This is a genomic window from Paraburkholderia sp. Cy-641 (assembly GCF_011752945.1).
In the GTDB taxonomy this organism is placed as follows: domain Bacteria; phylum Pseudomonadota; class Gammaproteobacteria; order Burkholderiales; family Burkholderiaceae; genus Paraburkholderia.
In genome coordinates, this window is sequence record NZ_VWWM01000016.1 from 125,633 (window position 1) to 143,587 (window position 17,955).

At 64.2% G+C, this 17,955-nt stretch carries 18 protein-coding genes; 6 read left to right on the forward strand and 12 right to left on the reverse strand.

Features of this window, described 5'->3' with window-relative positions; all coding sequences use genetic code 11:
• Positions 1–7: 7 nt before the first annotated feature.
• Both F3J20_RS10950 and F3J20_RS10955 read left to right on the forward strand, forming a co-directional pair.
• On the forward strand, positions 8–466 hold the full coding sequence (locus F3J20_RS10950) for a MaoC family dehydratase (protein ID WP_167047691.1): 459 nt from the start codon (positions 8–10) through the stop codon (positions 464–466).
• Complete coding sequence (locus F3J20_RS10955; protein ID WP_167283371.1) at positions 463–939, forward strand: MaoC family dehydratase; 477 nt, start codon at positions 463–465, stop codon at positions 937–939. Before F3J20_RS10950 ends, F3J20_RS10955 begins: the two co-directional genes overlap by 4 nt.
• A 101-nt stretch (positions 940–1,040) precedes the next feature.
• Here F3J20_RS10955 and F3J20_RS10960 read toward each other — a convergent pair whose 3' ends face one another.
• From F3J20_RS10960 to F3J20_RS10985, 6 genes are all read right to left on the reverse strand, one after another.
• A complete protein-coding gene (locus tag F3J20_RS10960) occupies positions 1,041–1,742 on the reverse strand; it encodes a glutathione binding-like protein (protein WP_167283372.1) in 702 nt (233 codons plus the stop codon).
• Between the two features lie 135 nt (positions 1,743–1,877).
• On the reverse strand, positions 1,878–3,137 hold the full coding sequence (locus F3J20_RS10965) for an acyl-CoA dehydrogenase family protein (RefSeq protein WP_167047682.1): 1,260 nt from the start codon (positions 3,135–3,137) through the stop codon (positions 1,878–1,880).
• A 129-nt stretch (positions 3,138–3,266) separates the two neighbouring features.
• Positions 3,267–4,373 carry a phosphotransferase gene (locus tag F3J20_RS10970; RefSeq protein ID WP_167283373.1) on the reverse strand — a complete coding sequence of 369 codons (1,107 nt, stop codon included), beginning with the start codon at positions 4,371–4,373 and terminating at the stop codon, positions 3,267–3,269.
• Positions 4,374–4,393: 20 nt separating this feature from the next.
• The gene (locus tag F3J20_RS10975; RefSeq protein ID WP_167283374.1) at positions 4,394–5,110 is read right to left on the reverse strand and encodes a histidine phosphatase family protein; all 717 of its coding nucleotides are present in this window, start codon (positions 5,108–5,110) and stop codon (positions 4,394–4,396) included.
• Positions 5,111–5,143: 33 nt separating this feature from the next.
• Complete coding sequence (locus F3J20_RS10980; RefSeq protein WP_167047673.1) at positions 5,144–5,932, reverse strand: enoyl-CoA hydratase; 789 nt, start codon at positions 5,930–5,932, stop codon at positions 5,144–5,146.
• Entirely contained in the window at positions 5,929–7,485 is a 1,557-nt protein-coding gene (locus F3J20_RS10985; RefSeq protein WP_167283375.1) for a 3-hydroxyacyl-CoA dehydrogenase, read from the reverse strand. The genes F3J20_RS10980 and F3J20_RS10985 overlap by 4 nt, the downstream gene beginning before the upstream one ends.
• A gap of 131 nt (positions 7,486–7,616) precedes the next feature.
• Between F3J20_RS10985 and F3J20_RS10990 the strand changes: the two genes are divergently transcribed.
• Complete coding sequence (locus tag F3J20_RS10990; protein WP_167283376.1) at positions 7,617–8,264, forward strand: glutathione S-transferase; 648 nt, start codon at positions 7,617–7,619, stop codon at positions 8,262–8,264.
• Positions 8,265–8,475: 211 nt separating this feature from the next.
• On the opposite strand, the gene F3J20_RS10995 is transcribed toward F3J20_RS10990, so the two are convergent.
• Both F3J20_RS10995 and F3J20_RS11000 read right to left on the reverse strand, forming a co-directional pair.
• Positions 8,476–9,648, reverse strand: coding sequence for a pyridoxal phosphate-dependent aminotransferase (locus tag F3J20_RS10995; RefSeq protein ID WP_167047664.1), 1,173 nt, complete (start codon positions 9,646–9,648; stop codon positions 8,476–8,478).
• Between the two features lie 48 nt (positions 9,649–9,696).
• Complete coding sequence (locus F3J20_RS11000; RefSeq protein WP_167283377.1) at positions 9,697–10,200, reverse strand: putative toxin-antitoxin system toxin component, PIN family; 504 nt, start codon at positions 10,198–10,200, stop codon at positions 9,697–9,699.
• A 61-nt stretch (positions 10,201–10,261) separates the two neighbouring features.
• Between F3J20_RS11000 and yaaA the strand changes: the two genes are divergently transcribed.
• Both yaaA and F3J20_RS11010 read left to right on the forward strand, forming a co-directional pair.
• Positions 10,262–11,044 carry a peroxide stress protein YaaA gene (yaaA, locus tag F3J20_RS11005; RefSeq protein ID WP_167047658.1) on the forward strand — a complete coding sequence of 261 codons (783 nt, stop codon included), beginning with the start codon at positions 10,262–10,264 and terminating at the stop codon, positions 11,042–11,044.
• Positions 11,045–11,076: 32 nt separating this feature from the next.
• Complete coding sequence (locus F3J20_RS11010) at positions 11,077–12,243, forward strand: M14-type cytosolic carboxypeptidase (protein WP_167047655.1); 1,167 nt, start codon at positions 11,077–11,079, stop codon at positions 12,241–12,243.
• Between the two features lie 111 nt (positions 12,244–12,354).
• Here F3J20_RS11010 and F3J20_RS11015 read toward each other — a convergent pair whose 3' ends face one another.
• From F3J20_RS11015 to F3J20_RS11030, 4 genes are all read right to left on the reverse strand, one after another.
• On the reverse strand, positions 12,355–12,999 hold the full coding sequence (locus F3J20_RS11015) for a hypothetical protein (protein ID WP_167047652.1): 645 nt from the start codon (positions 12,997–12,999) through the stop codon (positions 12,355–12,357).
• A 177-nt stretch (positions 13,000–13,176) separates the two neighbouring features.
• On the reverse strand, positions 13,177–13,851 hold the full coding sequence (locus F3J20_RS11020; RefSeq protein WP_167047649.1) for an energy-coupling factor ABC transporter permease: 675 nt from the start codon (positions 13,849–13,851) through the stop codon (positions 13,177–13,179).
• A gap of 111 nt (positions 13,852–13,962) precedes the next feature.
• Positions 13,963–14,844, reverse strand: a complete 882-nt coding sequence (locus tag F3J20_RS11025; protein WP_167047646.1) for a response regulator transcription factor — start codon at positions 14,842–14,844, stop codon at positions 13,963–13,965.
• A gap of 215 nt (positions 14,845–15,059) precedes the next feature.
• Positions 15,060–16,274, reverse strand: coding sequence for a DUF2863 family protein (locus F3J20_RS11030; RefSeq protein WP_167283378.1), 1,215 nt, complete (start codon positions 16,272–16,274; stop codon positions 15,060–15,062).
• Positions 16,275–16,536: 262 nt separating this feature from the next.
• On the opposite strand from F3J20_RS11030, the gene F3J20_RS11035 reads away from it, so the two are divergent.
• Positions 16,537–17,652, forward strand: coding sequence for an AI-2E family transporter (locus F3J20_RS11035; protein WP_167047640.1), 1,116 nt, complete (start codon positions 16,537–16,539; stop codon positions 17,650–17,652).
• Positions 17,653–17,955: the final 303 nt, after the last annotated feature.

A 17,955-nucleotide genomic window follows, 5' to 3' on the forward strand; every position in this document is an offset into this window, starting at 1 on the left:
AGGCACGATGGGATTCAGTTTCGAAGACATGGAAGTCGGCACGACGCACGAAGTCGGCAAGCACACGTTCACGCGCGAGGAGATCGTCGAGTTCGCGCAGAAGTTCGATCCGCAGCCGTTTCACCTCGACGAAGCCGCAGCGGCCGAATCGCCGTTTCGTGGCCTCGTGGCGAGCGGCTGGCATACGTGCTCGGTGATGATGGGCATGCTCGTGCGCAACGTGCTGGCGGGTTCGACGTCGATGGGCTCGCCCGGTATCGACGAGATTCGCTGGCTCAAGCCGGTGCGCGTCGGCGACACGATCACGATGATGAACGTCATCGTCGACAAGCGCGTGTCGGAGAGCAAACCCGATCGCGGCATCGTATCGACGCGCTGGGAAGGCATCAATCAGCATGGCGAAACGGTGATTACGGTGCGTTCGAAGGGCATGTTCGGGCTGCGCAAGCCGGGAGCCGCGGCATGACGGCGAGTGCGGCGCCGCTCGCCGCTTTCAACAATGCCGAGGCTGTGCTCGCGCGCGTGGGCGCCGAACCGCTCGTCAGCGAATGGTTGAGCGTCGATCAGGATAAGGTCGATCGTTTTGCCGAGGCCACCGGCGATCATCAATGGATTCACGTCGACCCCGAGCGGGCCAGGTGCGAGTCGCCGTTCGGCGGCACGGTCGCGCATGGTTTTCTGACGCTCTCGCTGATTCCGGCTCTGCTCGGTGAAACGGTGACGTTCGAGCAGCGCATGGGCGTCAACTACGGGTTGAATCGTGTGCGTTTCGTGTCGCCGGTGCTGGTGGGTTCGTCGCTGCGCGGGAAGTTTGCGGTGGAATCCGTGACCGAAGTCGACGACGGCGGCGTGCAGGTCGCATGGAACGTCACGGTGGAGCGGCAGGGCAGCGAGCGGCCGGTGTGCATCGCGGAGTTCATTACGCGGCACTACTTCTAGTGTTCTTGCGTCGCGGGTGAAATCGAAAGTGCGAGCCGGCGTGCATGCGGGCTCGCACTTTTTGCCTGGCGTCGGGGCGTATCGCCGGGAAGACAAAGCAGTTAATGCTTCGCGTACTGGGTGGCACCGAACAGCATCTCTTTCGCCTTGTCGTCCATCAGCGGCACGCGTGCGGACGCGAGCACGTCGACGCCGCGCACCACCGCGGGCCGAGCGGCAATCTCTTCATGCCAGCGCTTCACGTTCGGGAACGCATCGAGTTCGATGCCCTGGTTTTTCCATGAACGTGTCCACGGGAACGAGGCGATGTCCGCGATCGTATAGTCGTTGCCGGCGAGATAACGCGTCTTGCCGAGTTGCGTCTCCATCACGCCATACAGGCGATGCGCTTCGTTGGTGTAGCGTTTGACCGCATACTCGATCTGCTCGGGTGCGTAGAGGCGGAAGTGGTGAGCCTGCCCCAGCATCGGACCGAGGCCGCCCATCTGGAACATCAGCCATTGCAGCACCGAGTAGCGCGCGGCCGGATCGGTCGGCAGAAACTTGCCGGTTTTTTCAGCCAGGTAAATCAGGATCGCGCCCGATTCGAACAGCGCGAACGGCCGGCCATCAGCGCCTTTCGGGCCCTCGGAGTCGACGATCGCGGGAATCTTGTTGTTGGGACTGACGGCGAGAAATTCGGGCTTGAACTGGTCGCCGGCACCGATATTCACGGCATGCGCGGTGTAGGGCAGGCCCGTCTCTTCGAGCATGATGTGAACCTTGTGGCCGTTCGGGGTCGCCCAGCTATAGACATCGATCATCGTTGCTCCCTGTTCGTCAAAGCGGCGCCGCAAAGAGGGCGCCGCCGTGGTCGAAAAATTAGAGCATAGATCGTACGATGCTGCTTGCCGTGGGCTCAGCCCCCCGCGCTCACCTTTCACATCGGGCCGCGGAACTCAAACGCGCGTGACCGGCATCTCCACGCGAGCGGCCGCGCCCGCATCCAGATGGCGTGCGAGTTCGAGCTTGGCGATGGCATTGCGATGCACTTCGTCGGGGCCGTCGGCGAAACGCAGCGTGCGTGCCGATGCGTAGGCATAGGCGAGCGGAAAGTCGTCGCTGACACCGCCGCCGCCGTGCGCCTGAATCGCCCAGTCGATTACCTGACACGCCATGTTCGGCGCGACCACCTTGATCATCGCGATCTCGCCGCGCGCGCCCTTGTTGCCGACGGTGTCCATCATGTACGCGGTCTTCAGCGTCAGCAGACGCGCCTGCTCGATCATGCAGCGCGCCTCGGCGAGACGCTCCTGCGTGACGCCTTGCGACGCGACCGGTTTGCCGAACGCGACGCGTTGCAGCGAGCGCTTCGCCATCAGCTCGATTGCGCGTTCGGCGAGACCGATGAGCCGCATGCAATGGTGGATGCGCCCCGGGCCGAGGCGGCCCTGCGCGATCTCGAAGCCGCGGCCTTCGCCGAGCAGCATGTTGGCGGCAGGCACGCGCACGTTATCGAGCGTGATTTCCATATGGCCGTGCGGCGCGTCGTCGTAACCGAACACGGTGAGCGGGCGGTGCACGGTGATGCCGGCGGCGTCGGCGGGCACGAGGATCATCGACTGCTGCTGATGGCGCGGCGCCTCGGGATCGGTCTTGCCCATCACGATATAGACCTTGCAGCGCGGATCGCCCGCACCCGACGACCACCACTTGTGGCCGTCGATCACGTAGTGGTCGCCATCGCGCACGATGCGGGTCTGAATGTTGGTCGCATCCGACGAGGCCACTTCCGGCTCCGTCATCAGGAACGCGGAGCGGATTTGCCCTTGCAGCAGCGGTTCGAGCCATTCGCGCTTGTTGTCTTCGCTGCCGTAGCGCTCGATCGTCTCCATGTTGCCGGTGTCGGGCGCGTTGCAGTTGAACACTTCCGGCGCCCAGGGCACGCGGCCCATGATCTCGCACAGCGGCGCGTATTCGAGGTTGGTCAGTCCGGCGCCGCGCTCCGATTGCGGCAGGAACAGATTCCACAAACCGGCGGCGCGCGCCTTCTGCTTCAGTTGCTCGATCAGCTCGGTCGGCACCCATGCGTTGCCGTTCTGGCGATTGCGCGCGATTTCCGCATAGAACGCCTGCTCGTTCGGATAAATATGCTCGTCGAAGAAGGCGAGCAGTTTTTCGCGCAACGCCTGGACCTTCGGGGTGTAATCGAAATTCATCTGAAACCTCGCGAATGACGGACAGCGGATGATGTTGAAGCGGGGCTCGCAAGCTCGTGCACAAATAACGGCATGATGCCCAGCCCGGCCCATAACCGGGGCATGCGGCCCCGGCGCATTGTTTTGCGGCTAGCGCACCTTCTGCGCGTAGCGCCAGGCCAGTTCGGCCATCGGCTTCGCGCGCCGGCCGGCGTCGAGTGCCTGCGCACTCGATGCGGTGCCGTCGACGACGCGCTTCATGATGCCTTGCAGAATCGCGGCGATGCGGAACATGTTGTACGCCAGATAGAAGTTCCAGTCGCCGTGAATCTCGAAGCCGGTGCGCTGGCAATAGCGTTCGACGTACTGTGCTTCGTCGGGAATGCCGAGGGCGCTCCAGTCGAGCCCCGCGATGCCGCGGAACTGCCCCGGGTCGACGTGCCACGCCATACAGTGATATGCGAAGTCGGCGAGCGGATCGCCGAGCGTCGACAGTTCCCAGTCGAGCACCGCAAGCACGCGCGGCTCGTAGCGATCGAAGATCAGATTGTCGAGCCGGTAATCGCCATGTACGACCGAGGTGCGGCCGCTCGTTTCGGCGGGCATATGTTGCGGCAGCCATTCGATCAGACGCTGCATCGCGTCGATCGGCTCGGTCTCGGACGCGAGATACTGCTTGCTCCAGCGGCCGATCTGCCGGGCGAAGTAATTGCCCGGCTTGCCGTAATCGGCGAGGCCGGCGGCGGCGACGTCGACGCTATGCAAAGCCGCGATCACGCGATTCATTTCGTCGTAGATCGCCGTGCGCTCAGCGGCCGTCATGCCGGGCAGCGACTGGTCCCACAGCACGCGGCCTTCGACGAACTCCATCACGTAGAACGCGCGGCCGATCACGCTTTCGTCCTCGCACAGCGCGAGCATTTGCGCGATCGGCACGTCGGTGCCGGCCAGCGCGTGCATCACGCGGTATTCGCGTTCGATCGCATGCGCGGACGGCAGCAGCTTCGCGGCGGGGCCGGGCTTCGCGCGCATCACGTACGAGCGCGACGGCGTGATCAGCTTGAAGGTCGGATTGGACTGGCCGCCCGCGAACTGTTCGAGCGTGAGCGGTCCCGCGAAGCCGTCGACGTGACGGGTCAGCCACGCGGCGAGCGCGTCGTTGTCGAAGCGTTGCCGCTCGTTGACGGGACGGGTGCCTTCGAAGGCCGAATAGTCCTGTTTGGGTGCGGGTTCGCCGGTCTGCGTGGCTTGCGCCATGTGTCTCCTCCAGTTCGGTGTCAACTGCGCTGGTAGCGGATGAATTGCGCGTAAAGCATTTCCATCGTGGTGTTGCGCACGTCACGATGCAGCGGCGACGGCGGCGAGTGGTTGAGCATGCGCAGCACCCAGTCGCGCGGCGCGGCGCCGACGTCGAGCGCGTTGATGCAGCCGGTCGCCTGCGACAGATGGCCGAAGAACGTGCGGCCGCCCGTTGTCAGCGCGTGCGAGAGGATCGCGCGATTGACGCCGCCGTGCAGCACCAGCAGCACGGTGTCCCACGAGGTGTCCTCACGCAGCGCCGCGACGGCCGGCAGCACGCGATCGAACAGCTCGCCGATCGTTTCGCCGTCGAGAAAGCGCGTGCTTTCGGGCACGATGCCGTCGAACACGCCGAGAAACGCCGTCTCGATATCGCTCGCCGGAATGCTGCCGAGCTTGCCGCCGCGAATTTCCTGCCACGCGGGCTCGATTTCCGGCTCGATCTGCTGGCCCGTTTCGGCGAGCACGCGTCGCGCGGTTTCGATCGTGCGCGGCAGGCCGCTCACGATCACGCGATCGAAGCGCACCCGCTGTTCGGCGAACAGGCGGCCCGCGGCGCTCGCCTGCTCGCGGCCGTTCGTGTTGAGCGGCACGGTCTCGGGGTCGATCGCGCGGCCGGAATCGTCGAAGTAGGTGACGTCGCCGTGGCGCATCAGGAAGATGCGGCGACGTTTCGGCAACTGATAGTCGGGCATGGTCGGGCGGCTCTCTCGTGGCTGATTGGCAGACTATTTGTAGACCGGCGCGCGTTTTTCGAGGAACGCGCTGATCCCTTCGAGGCCCTCGCGGTGATGCAGCGAGGCGACGAAGTTGTCGCGCTCCGTGACCAGATGATCCGCGAGCGGCTGCGTGCCGGCCGCGGCGATCAGTCCTTTGATGCGTGACACCGAATTGGGCGAAATCGCCGCGAGTTCGTCGGCCCAGGCCAGCGCGTTATCGAGCGCGATGCCGGGCTTGGTGAGCCGGTTGACGACGCCGAGTTCGTGCAGACGTGCCGCGCCGATCGGCTTGGCTTCGATCAGCACTTCGGTGGCGAGCTGGCGCGGCAGCGCCTGCGCGAGGAACCACGAGCCGCCGCCATCGGGCGTCAGGCCGACGCGTGCATACGACATCGCGAACTTCGCGTTGTCCGCGGCGACGATCAGATCGCAGGCGAGCGCGAGCGAAAAGCCGGCGCCGGCCGCGGCGCCTTCGACCGCCGCAATCACGGGTTTCGACGACAGCCGCAGCGCCGAAATCCACTGACCGAGCTGGTCGATACTCTCGGCCTGCACGGACGGATCTTTCGCGCGATTTTCGAGCAGGCGGTTCAGGTTGCCGCCCGCGCAGAAGAAGTTGTCGGCGCCAGTGATCACGACCGCGCGAATCGACGGATCGCGCTCGACGGTGTCGAACGCCTCGATGCCGGCCGCGTACATGTCCGGATGCAGCGCGTTGCGCGCGCCGGGATTCGACAGCGTGAGGACCAGCGTCGATTCGCTGCTGGCTGGGCGTGAAGCGAGCAGGGCGGCGCTCATGATCGGGCCTCCGGTGAGATGTCGCTGGCGTCGCGCTGCGTCAGCGAAAGACCGAGCTGCGCGCGCCGCGCGAGCCACGGCGACGGACGGTAGCGCGGATCGCCGAGCACGCCGAACATGTTGCGCAGGATCGCGAGAATCGTGGTGGCGCCGAGCGCGTCACCGAGCGCGAGCGGTCCGCGCGGATAGCCGAGGCCGAGCGTGACCGCGAGGTCGATGTCCTCGGGTGTGGCGATCTGCTTTTGCGCGATGTCACAGCCGATGTTGACGATCGTCGCGACCACGCGCTGCGCGACGAAGCCGGTCGAATCGCGGATCACGGTGACGGGTACACCGTCGGCGGCGAAGAGCGCGTGTCCGGCGTCGCGGGCGGCGCGTGTCGTGGCCGGCGTGGTCATCAGCGTGCGGCGTTTCGCGCCGATGAGCGGGAACAGCGTGTCGACGGCGACGACGCGGCTGGCGTCGAGCGCTTCGTCGACCGCGGCCGTGGTCGCGTCGTGGCCGAACGGCGTGACGACGATCAGCGAATTCGCGGCGGGCGTCGCGCCGTCGTCGAGCTTCACACCGGCCTGGCCGATCAGTTGCACGACTGCGTCATGCGCTTTGCGGTAGCGCTGGCTGACCCATACGCTGTGCGGCAGCGCGCTCGGCGCGGGCGCTTCGTCGGGCACCTGCTGCTTGCCGTCCACGTAGCGGTAGAAGCCCTCGCCGGTCTTGCGGCCCAGCAGTCCGCCGAGCAGCCGTGTGCCGGTGATCGGCGACGGCGTGTAGCGCGGTTCCTCGTAGAACTGGTGATAGATCGATTCCATGACCGGATGCGACACGTCGAGCGCGGTCAGGTCCAGCAGCTCGAACGGCCCGAGCCGGAAGCCGGCCTGCTCGCGCATGATGCGGTCGATATCGGCGAAGCTCGCGACGCCTTCGCCCGCCGCGCGCAGGCCCTCGGTATTCATGCCGCGGCCCGCGTGATTGACGATGAAGCCGGGCATGTCCTTCGCGCGCACCGGCGTGTGACCCATGCGGCGCGCGAGGTCCATCAGCGCGTTGCCGGCCTCGGGGTCGCTGCGCAACCCGTCGATCACTTCGACGACCTTCATCAGCGGCACGGGATTGAAGAAGTGATAGCCGACCACGCGCGAGGGATCGGTGCAGCCCGCGGCGATTGCGGTGATCGACAGCGATGACGTATTCGACGCGAGGATGCAGCGACCGCTCACGACGGTTTCGAGTTCGCGAAAGAGCGCCTGCTTCACGTCGAGCTTTTCGACGATCGCCTCGACGACCAGATCGCAGCCGGCCAGCTCGCCGATGTTCTGCACGCCGCTCACGTTCGCGAGCGCGGCCAGCGAGCGCGACTGCTCGAGCTTGCCTTTGGCCGTCAATTTGGCGAAAGTGTCCGCGAGGTAGTCGCGCGCGGCGCCTATGGCAGCGGAGTTGGTGTCGAAGAGCCGCACGCTCAGGCCCGCGAGCGCGGCGATCTGCGCGATGCCGCGGCCCATTGCACCGGTTCCGACAATGCCGATGGTCTCGATACTGAAATTGCGAGAGTTCATTGCGATGGATGCTCGACTCCATGGTTATTTTAGAATAGCACGATCGTGCAATTTACTGGATGATTTAATGGAAAGCCGCTGCTTCGATTGCGATGCGTGGGCTCGAACAACCGAAAAGAAGGAGACATCCGATGTTGAAGCTCTGCGGTTTCGCACTGTCCAACTACTACAACAAGGTCAAGTTCGTGCTGCTCGAGCACGGCATTCCGTTCGAGGAGGTGCTCGTGAAGCCGAGCCAGGACGAGGCGCTGCTCGCGCATTCGCCGCTTGGCAAGGTGCCGTATCTGCAGACCGCGAACGGCGATCTGTGCGAATCGCAATGCATCGTCGAATATCTCGCCGCGAGCTTTCCCGACAGGCGGATCTTCTCTGCCGATCCGTGGCAGGCGGCCAAGGAGCGCGAGATGATCGCCTTCGTCGACGTGCATCTCGAACTGACGGCGCGTAATCTGTACAAGGAATCGTTTTTCGGCGGCACGGTGAGCGACGCAACGAAGGGGCGCGTCGAGAAGCTGCTCGCGCATCACATCGCCGGCTTCAAGCGGATCGCGAAGTTCGCGCCGTATCTGTGCGGCGAGCATTTCAGCGTCGCCGATATCTCCGGCTACGTGCACCTGCCGCTCGTGGGCTCGGCGACGCAGACCATCTACGGCCGCGACTTTCTGCTCGACGCGGGGATCGACTGGAAGAGCTACATCAAGACGATCAAGGCTCGGCCCGCCGCGCAGCGCGTGACCGATGATCTCAAGGCGTATATCGCGGCGTCGCGCGCGGCCTGATGAAAGAGGCGTGTGGGGCGTGTGACGGCCTGCGCAGGGGTGTGGGTGGGGGCGTGAAGCTGGCCGTGAGCCGGCTTGTGAATCGGCTTGTGACCCGGGCCGTGGGGCCGGATGTAACGCAGACCACAAAGCAGGCCGTAACACACACGCCCATGCAACGATGCGCGATGGCCGGGAACGTGGATTCGTTCGTGACATCGCGCGGAGCATCTCAAAGCCGCGCGAGCCGCTCGAGCGCGGTGGCGAGCGTGCTTTCCTGCTTGGCGAAGCAGAAGCGCACCACCCCCGACTCGTGCGCCTCGTGGTAGAACGCCGAGACCGGAATGGCCGCGACGCCGATCTCGCCGGTCAGCCATTGCGCGAATTCGGCTTCGGGCAGATCGCTGATCGCCGAATAGTCGACGCACTGGAAGTAGGTGCCCGTGCACGGCAGCAGCCTGAAGCGCGAGTTCGCGAGACCCGCGCGGAAGAAGTCGCGCTTCTTCTGATAAAACGCCGGCAGATCGAGATAGGGCGCGGGGTCCTTCATGTAATCGGCGAGGCCGATCTGCATCGGCGTATTGACGGTGAACACGTTGAACTGGTGCACCTTGCGGAACTCGGCCGTGAGCGCGGCGGGCGCCGCCACGTAGCCGACCTTCCAGCCCGTCACGTGGTAGGTCTTGCCGAAGCTCGACACGACGAAGCTGCGCTGCGCGAGTTCCGGATAGCGCGCGGCGCTTTCGTGTGGCGCGCCGTCGTAGACCATGTGCTCATACACTTCGTCGGAGAGGATCAGCACGTTGGTGCCGCGCACGATCTCTTCGAGCTTGCGCATGTCCTCCGCGCGCCACACTGTGCCGGTCGGATTGTGCGGCGTGTTGATCATGATGAGCCGCGTTTTCGGCGTGATCGCGGCGGCCAGCCTGTCGAACGGGATCGCGTAGTCGGGCGCTTCGAGCGTGACGAAGACCGGCTTGCCGCCCGCCAGTTCGATCGACGGCAGATAGCTGTCGTAGGTCGGCTCGATCACGATCACTTCGTCGCCGGGATGGACGGTGCAGAGAATCGCGGTCAAGAGCGCCTGCGTCGCGCCCGCCGTCACGGTGATTTCGTTCGTTGCGTCGTAGCGGCGCCCATACAGATTCGCGATCTTCTCCGCGATCGCCTGACGCAGCGGCAGAACGCCCGCCATCGGCGGGTACTGGTTGTGGCCGTCGCGCATCGCGTTCGCGACCGAGTCGACGATGCGCGGATCGCAGGCGAAGTCGGGAAAGCCCTGGCCCAGATTCACCGCGCCTTTTTCCGCGGCGAGCGCGCTCATCACGGTGAAGATCGTCGTGCCGACGTTCGGCAGGCGGGACGGAAACGTAGGGCTGGCGGACGTGTCGTGCGGTGCGTTCATGGCGTGGTTCGTAGCTGGGCGATGGGTGGGCCGGGTTCTCGAAAAGCGTCAGGGCGTCGTTGCAACGGGCAGATTCTGCGCAATGCCCGCAGCCGCGACGAACGGCGCCGGCTGGGCGATCTGGAAGCCGAAATCGCGCGCGATCCGCTTCGCGAGCTTCAACACCGCGCGGTCCTTCGAGACGAGCCAGTCAGCCCGTGCTGTGTGCGCGAGTTCGAGAAACTTCTGGTCGTCGCGATCCTTGCATTGGGGCAGCGGCCGTACGCCCTCGGTGGGTTCGACGGTGGCCGGCGGCTCGACCATCTGCGCGAACCGCGCGACGAACGCGAGCGCCGCCGTCTTGTCGACGTTCCTGTGCGCGAATTGCGGATAGTCGAGCACGTAGGTTAGCTCGGCGAGGCAGCGCGCGTCGATCAGCGCGGCCAGCGCGCCGCTTTCGAGCGCGGCCGCGATCGGCCGCGTATGCGGGTCGTCGAACACGAGAATATCGATCCAGACATTGGAATCGAGCACGACGCGCAAGGCGCCGCTTGAGGCGTGGGAACAGGGCATTCGTTACAATCTGGCTTTCGTCTTTGACCGCCAGGCACGGCGTGCCTGCATGCAAGCCTCTATGATAATCGTTCTGTCGCCGGCGAAATCGCTCGACTACGCAACCCCGCCGCACGTCAAGAAACACACGATTCCCGATTTCGTCGACGACGCAGCCGAACTGATCGACGGCCTGCGCAGTTTGTCGCCGCAACAGATCGCCTCGCTGATGGGCATCTCCGATCAGCTCGCGCACCTCAATTTCCAGCGTTACGCCGACTGGTCGCCGCAATTCGGCACGCACAACGCCAAGCAGGCGGTGCTCGCATTCAACGGCGACGTCTACGAAGGCTTCGACGCGAAGACGCTGTCGTCCGCCGATCTCGACTATGCGCAGAATCATGTGCGCGTGCTGTCCGGCCTCTACGGCCTGCTGCGTCCGCTCGATCTGCTGCAGCCGTACCGGCTCGAAATGGGCACGCGTTTCGTCAATCCGCGCGGCAAGGATCTGTATGCGTTCTGGGGCGAGCGGATCACGCAGGCGTTGAACGCGCAATTGAAGAAGAACGCCGCGGGCTCGCGCGTGCTCGTGAATTGCGCGTCGGGTGAATACTTCAAGTCGGTCAGGCCGAAGCTGCTCGAAGCGCCGGTCGTCACGCCGGTGTTCGAGGACTGGAAGGGCGGCCGCTACAAGATCATCAGCTTCCACGCAAAACGCGCGCGTGGTCTGATGGCGCGTTATGCGGTCGAGCATCGCCTCGACGAGCCCGAGCAGCTGCAGGCGTTCGACTCAGAAGGCTATGCGTTCAGCGCCGAGGCCTCGAACGATTCCACCTACGTATTTCGCCGCCGCATCGCGGAATAAACCGTCCGTTGCACACGGGCAGGAAGGATCTCATGACGTTATCGATTACGAGCAATTTCGACGCGGGGGCGGTCGAAGTGCTGTCCTGCGAGGACGCCGGCCATATCCGCCTGCGCGTGCGGCCCGACAGCCACGCGGAATTCGCGCAGTGGTTCTATTTCCGTTTGTCCGGCACGGCCGGCGAGCGCTGCGTGATGACCTTCGAGAACGCCGCCGCGTGCGCGTTCGCGGAAGGCTGGCGCGATTACCGGGCGGTCGCGAGCTATGACCGCGTGAACTGGTTTCGCGTGCCGACCTCGTATGACGGCCGCGTGCTGACGATCGATCACACGCCCGATTTCGACAGCATCTACTACGCGTATTTCGAGCCGTATAGCGAGGAACGCCATGCGGAGTTTCTCGGCGCCGTACAGCAGATGCCGCACGCATCGCTCACCGAGCTCGGCAGGAGCGTCGAAGGGCGGCCCATTTCGCTGCTCACGCTGGCGACGCCGGAGGCCGACGATGCCGCTCCCGCCACGCCGAAAAAGCAGGTCTGGCTGATCGCGCGCCAGCATCCCGGCGAGACGATGGCCGAATGGTTCATCGAAGGGCTCGTGAAACGTCTCGTCGGCTGGGGCGATTGGGCCGGCGACCCGGTCGCGCGCAAGCTCTACGACCACGCCGTGTTCCACATCGTGCCGAACATGAATCCGGACGGCAGCGTGCACGGCAATCTGCGCACCAACGCAGCCGGCGCGAACCTGAATCGCGAATGGATGGAGCCGGACGCCGCGCGCAGTCCCGAAGTGCTGGTGGTGCGCGACGCGATCCACGCGACGGGCTGCGATCTGTTCTTCGATATCCACGGCGACGAGGCGCTGCCTTATGTGTTCGTCGCGGGCTCCGAAATGCTGCCGGGTTTCACCGAACGGCAGGCGCTCGAGCAGAAGGCGTTTATCGAGGCGTTCAGGCACGCGAGCCCCGATTTCCAGGACAAGCATGGCTATGCGGCGAGCAAGTATCGCGAGGATGCTTTGAAGCTCGCGTCGAAGTACATCGGCAACGAATTCGACTGCCTCTCGCTGACGCTGGAAATGCCGTTCAAGGACAACGCCAATCTGCCCGATGAACGCGTGGGCTGGAACGGCGAGCGCAGCGCATCGCTTGGCGCCGCGATGTTGCAGGCCATTCTGCGGCACGTGGAGACGTTCGCGTAAAAGACGGACGGGCGCAAGAAACGCGGCGCGCACTTTTCGGTGCGCGCCGCTTTCTTATTGGAATGACGAGCGAGCTGCCGGCGTTGACGCGAGTCGATCAACGCCACGCCGTTATTTGCTCTTTTTCTTCGCTGTGCTTTTGGTGGCCGATTTGCCCGAGGTCGCGCGCGACGCTTTACCCGAGCCCGATTTCGACGACTTCGCTGCCGACTTCTTCGACGTCTTGCCGCTCGCCGAGTGCTTGCCCTTGCCGCCTTTATGCTTGCCCGAGGCGCCTCGCGATCCCTCGCTATGCGCACGGTTCGGCGGCACCGGATCGTTCCAGCTGAACGCCAGCATCTGCGAGCCGACATAGCCGCAGCGGAATTTCAGGTCCGCGGGGTCGCTGGCGCCGTTCTGGGGCACGCCGACGCCTTCGACGGTGACGATGCTGTCCACCTTGACGCGCTGCTTGCCTTCGTCGAACGAATCGTTCCACGGTGTGACGGACGAGTGGGCGCTATCGAACGAGCTTGGTGGAAATTCGACGTGATCGAATGCGGTCGACGTGCTGGCGACGAAGTCGCCGTGCGCGGCACAGTCCGCGACGAGCGGGTCCGCATGCATGTCGTTGATAAACTTGTTGACGAGGTCGTTGTGCTGCTCGAGTTGATCGGCGAATGCGGGGGCAGTGCAGATGAGCGAGAGACTCGCTGCGCAGGCTGCCAGCCGGCCGACCACCCGCAGCAATCGGCGCGGTACGTTGGTGCGATCCATCTAGTTCTTCAGACGCTAATGGGGGGATGAGGCAAATAAGATGCCTTGCAAAAGGGTGAGTTCAATCTTGCTGCAAATATTCGGGCTAGTCTTGGCGCGAACGCTCGCTGAATCTCACGCGACCAGGCGTTGAATTATCACAGATACGCACCGGCGCTCGCAGCAACGCACGAATCCTCAGGTGCGTGGGCCGCCCAAGCGGTATCGGCGGACATCGTACGTGGTTACCCAGGCGGGACGGTAAACCGCGATCAGCGCGGTTGCCATGCCGGTAAACCACGCCTCGCCGGTGGCGAGCAGCAGCACGCTGAGCGCATAGCCGGCCGGCACCACGGTTGTCGAGCCGCCGGCCAGCGCGACATGAAGGCCGAGCGCCGCCGCGACGGTCAGTGATACGGCAATGGCGGGAGAAACGAAGCCCTGGCCAAAGATGAACATGAAGAGATTGCGTGGCAGCCACGCGATGCAGATGCGCTGGAGCAGGGTCGAGATACCGACGGGCAGCGCGCCGTACACGAGGAACGTCAGCGCGATGCCTTGCCATGGCGCATCGAAGACGACGGCGGCAAGGCCCGTGACGAACGCCATGGCGACCAGCGCGAGCCGCCAGTCGAAGAGCGTGACGAAGAGCGTGGCGCCGAGCAGATGCATGACGGTGCCGTCGTCGAGCCAGGCATTGCTCGCCCACAGCACCGACACCGCGACAATGATCGCGAGCCATACGTGCTGGAGTGTGCCGTCCTGAAGTCTTTTGAAAGGATTTTTCCACAGCGCGAGCGCGACCATCATCGCAGTGGCAACCCAGCCGCCGACAGCGACCCAGAACGGAAGCGGTGTGTATAGGAAACCCATGTGTCTCATATTACTCGTTGGACGGGAAAAGGTGTGAGCGGATTCCATGCCAGCTCCCGCCACCGCTCTCTGGGCGCACGCGCGCGGACATGCCGCGTATGACGCCGGCCGTTATGTCGAACCCGGTGTGAGTGGCTTCGGCGGGAGCGTGGGATGCGGCGGGTCGCCATACGATGTCGTGGGTTCGGCGGCCATGGGCAGCGCCGGGGTAGTGTCGCTGGTTGGCAACGGATACTGAAAACGCGCGCGCTTATGACGTCGCAGCGGAGTCGCGCCGGTCTGCCCCATCGTTACCGGCCGCGCGGAGCTTTCGCCGTTGTTGTGCAGCACTTGCAGATGGTTCGTGAGCCAGCCGTTGTAAAGCGCGACCGCGGCGGCGCGATTGGGGGCGCCGAGCTGCTGGAAGATGCTGGTCAGATGGATCTTGACCGTGCCTTCGCTAATGCCGAGCGTGCGCGCGATCATCTTGTTCGTGCTGCCCATGTGAACGCAGCGCATGATCTGCTCCTGGCGCGGCGACAGTCCGCTCGAGAGGCGGTTGCGGCGCGGCGGCGGATTTTTTTCGTCGAACAGACGGATCGCGGTGTCGGATGGCAACGGAGGATCGAGCGCGAGTGCGCCGGGCGGCACGTAATGACCGCCGAGCAGCACCATTTCGAAGGCGCGCACGATGAGACACGGATCGGTGTCGCGCGGCACGACGCCGAGCACGCCTTCGTCGAGCAGCGCGCGCACGAGGGCGGGCGGGGTGCCGTCGGTCAGCACGGCGATGCGCAGGTCGGGGTAGTCGCTGAGCAGGTGGCGGACATCCAGAACCGACATCCAGTCCTGCCAGTCGATCACGACGAGATCAGGCACATAGCGCTTGAACGGACGCTCGAGCTGACGCCAGTCCTGGGCTTCGGTAAAACGCGCCAGCCGGTCGATCTGCCTCAGCAGGGCCTTGAGTCCGTCACGTCGTTCCGCGTTTGAATTGAGAATCGAGAAGCGCATGCATGTCTCCAGATTAATCGGGCGAAATAGCGCGACGCACTCGTGCGGTTCATGAACCGGGCTCACTCACTTTCATGCGTCACCAGTCCTATGATGACAAATTCCCTCGGATTTGACGGCTGTCCGAAAGGCATAGGACGCGCGGCTACGCCAACAAAAAGCCCCGCACGAGGCGGGGCTTTTTTGCGATAACGCGTTGAGGCGGGCGTCGAGATTCAATGGAAATGTGGTTGCGCGGGCTCTGCGTCTTCGGGCATTTCCGCGTGGACGATCTCACCGAGCGGGTCCGCGTAGAGCGGCACGCCGCAGTCGTCGCAATATTCCGGCTCGAAGCGGCCCGCGTGGCGACGCACGTCAGTAATGCCTGTCTCCTTGAGCAGTGCGACGATTTCCTCGAGCGGGTCGTCCGAGCCGGCGGTCTCCTGCGGTTCTTCGTCGATGCCCGGCTCGCCGTTTTCGCGACCGTAGAGCGGCCACACGACACCGTAAATCACGTCGTTGCTGCCCTTGCGCGTGAAGCCGACACGGTACTCGTCGATACGTCGTTCGCCGAAGCCGGCGACCACCGCGCGAAGGTCCTGCGGCGCCGCGCCAATTGTGTCAAATAGATAACGCACGGCGGTCCGCACGGTGTGAGGACGCACGCTTTCGTCGGCATCGCGGCAGGCTGAGTAGTACGCGTCGGGCAACAGGCACTCGAATTCGCAACCCGGCAGCACGAGCGACAGATTCGCGCCACCTTGTGTGGCCCATTGCTCGAGACACTGGCCGCGCTCGATGCGGCTGCCGTGCTCTTCTTCCTGCCAACGGAAGGTCGCCTCGCCTACCGGCGCTGCGACGACGGCCAGCAGGAAGCGCGGGTCGGCGAGAATCGGCGAGGTTTCCGGCAACTCGCCGAAATTGAGCCTGGCATTGCCGCCGGTGAGCGCCGCTTGCGCGAGCTGCTGGGCGATGCGCCACGTTTCGACGTGATGGCGCGGCAACTGGTCGATGCTGTACAGGAACGGCGCCATCGCGACGCGCGTGTTTGCCGCGAGCACGTGCGCCTGCAGATGCGCGCGCAAGGCGTCGGCCGCGTCGGTCTTGAGCGGGCCGGACGGAATCACGTAGCGAGTCCAGGCGAGCACGGGCGCGGCGATCAGCAGCGCTTCGTAGGGCGCGCCTTCGTGCTCGATGAGGAACGACTCGCTATGGGTTTCCGCCATGTCGGCGAGCGCGCCATAGGCGTCGGGGTGGTTTTGCTGCAGATGATCGAGCGCGGCGTCCAGCGTGGTCTGGTTGGCGTTGCGCACGATCCTGGCCAGCAACGCATCGAGCTTGGCTTCCCAGAAGCGATCTTCGGTGCGGCTGCCCGACGCGAAAAGCGCGAGCGAGAGACCGACAAGCTTGTCGGCATCGGGAGGGAGACGTTTGGCGATTCGCGAGCGCATAAATCCGGAAAAATTGGAGGCACGGAACCTTATATTCTAATCTTTTCCGGGACGCTATACCGTTTAGCCAGCATTGGCACATGAATCGGATCGTTTCGTGACGGGAAAGCCGCTTCTTTGCGCGCGTGGCTCATGTTCTCCTGGCCGAATGGCATAAGTCACTCAGGACGCGCGACTCGCCCCTATACTGACGGCGTTTCGCGGGCGCCTGACAGGCGTATGTCAATTCATCGCCATGGCCTGGCGCAATAGGAGATTCATCGTGAAATCGGACCAACTGATCGAACGTCTTGCCGCTGTATTCGCGTTGATCGTTCTCGTGGGCGGCTCGTTGCTGGTGCTGGCACCTTTCACGACCGCGCTGCTGTGGGGCGCCATTCTCAGCTATAGCTCGTGGGGGCTTTACCGGCGGCTCACGAGCGCGGTCGGCGGGCGCCGCAAGCTGGCCGCGATGCTGATCGTGCTGATCATTCTGGTTGTTGTGCTTGGGCCATTCGTGTATGCGGGGTTTGCATTCGGTGCGCATGTTCACGATATCGTGGCGCTGGTGCAAAGACTCTTCGAGTCGGGCTTGCCGGATCTTCCGCCGTGGGTGCAGCGAATCCCGCTCGTCGGTTCGAGCATCGAAGCCTTCTGGGAGCGGGTGACGAGCAGCAACTCGGAGTTGATCGCGCAGTTGCACACGTTCGCGGCTCCCGCCGGCAAGTGGATTCTGGCGGCGGCGATTGCCGTGACGCACGGGCTGGGGTTGCTGGCGCTGAGCATTGTGCTGGCGTTTTTCTTTTATATCGGCGGCGAAGGTGCGGCCGCGTGGCTGAATGCGGGCATGCGGCGTATTGCCGGTGAGCGCGCCGACTATCTGCTCGCGCTGGCGGGCAGCACGGTGAAGGGCGTGGTCTACGGGATTCTGGGTACGGCACTCGTGCAGGCCATTCTCGCAGGGTTCGGCTGCTGGATTGCAGGCGTGCCGGCTCCGGCGTTGCTTGGGCTGGCGACGTTTTTTCTGTCGGTGGTGCCGGGCGGTCCGGTCATCGTGTGGCTGCCTGCCGCGATCTGGCTGTATCAGGGGGGCGTGACAGGGTGGGCGATCTTTCTGGTCGTGTGGGGCGTGCTGGTCGTTGGTATGTCCGATAACGTCATCAAGCCGATCCTGATTGGCAAGAATAGCGATATGCCGCTGATCCTGGTGATGCTGGGCATCCTTGGCGGGGCGTTGGCATTTGGTTTCCTCGGCGTTTTCATCGGACCGACTTTGCTGGCGGTCGCTTATACCGTGCTGCACGACTGGGCGATTGGCGCGCCGACCGCGGGGGCTTTGGCTCCTGATGCGAAGGTGCCTGCCGTTGGCGAAGTGGACGGCCTCGGCAAGGGTCGCTAAGGAAAACCCTGAATTCGTACTTGCAAGTCGTATCCGGTCCCGCTAGAATTCCGCTCTTTCGTGTTCCGCCCAGCGGGGCACGGGGAAGCGGGAGGCCCTGGATGGCAGGGGGTTTTCGCGGCGCAGGCAGGTTAGGCAGTGTGTTAAAACCTGTTGACGGCGTGCCGGAAAGTCTCCATAATCTCGTTTCTCTGCTGCAGACGCAGCGACGCAAACGAAGCGGTGCCGGGTGGTTTGGGTGCTGTGAGTTTGTGGACTGATCTTTAAAAACCAACAGCCGATAAGTGTGGGCGCTTGATGCGG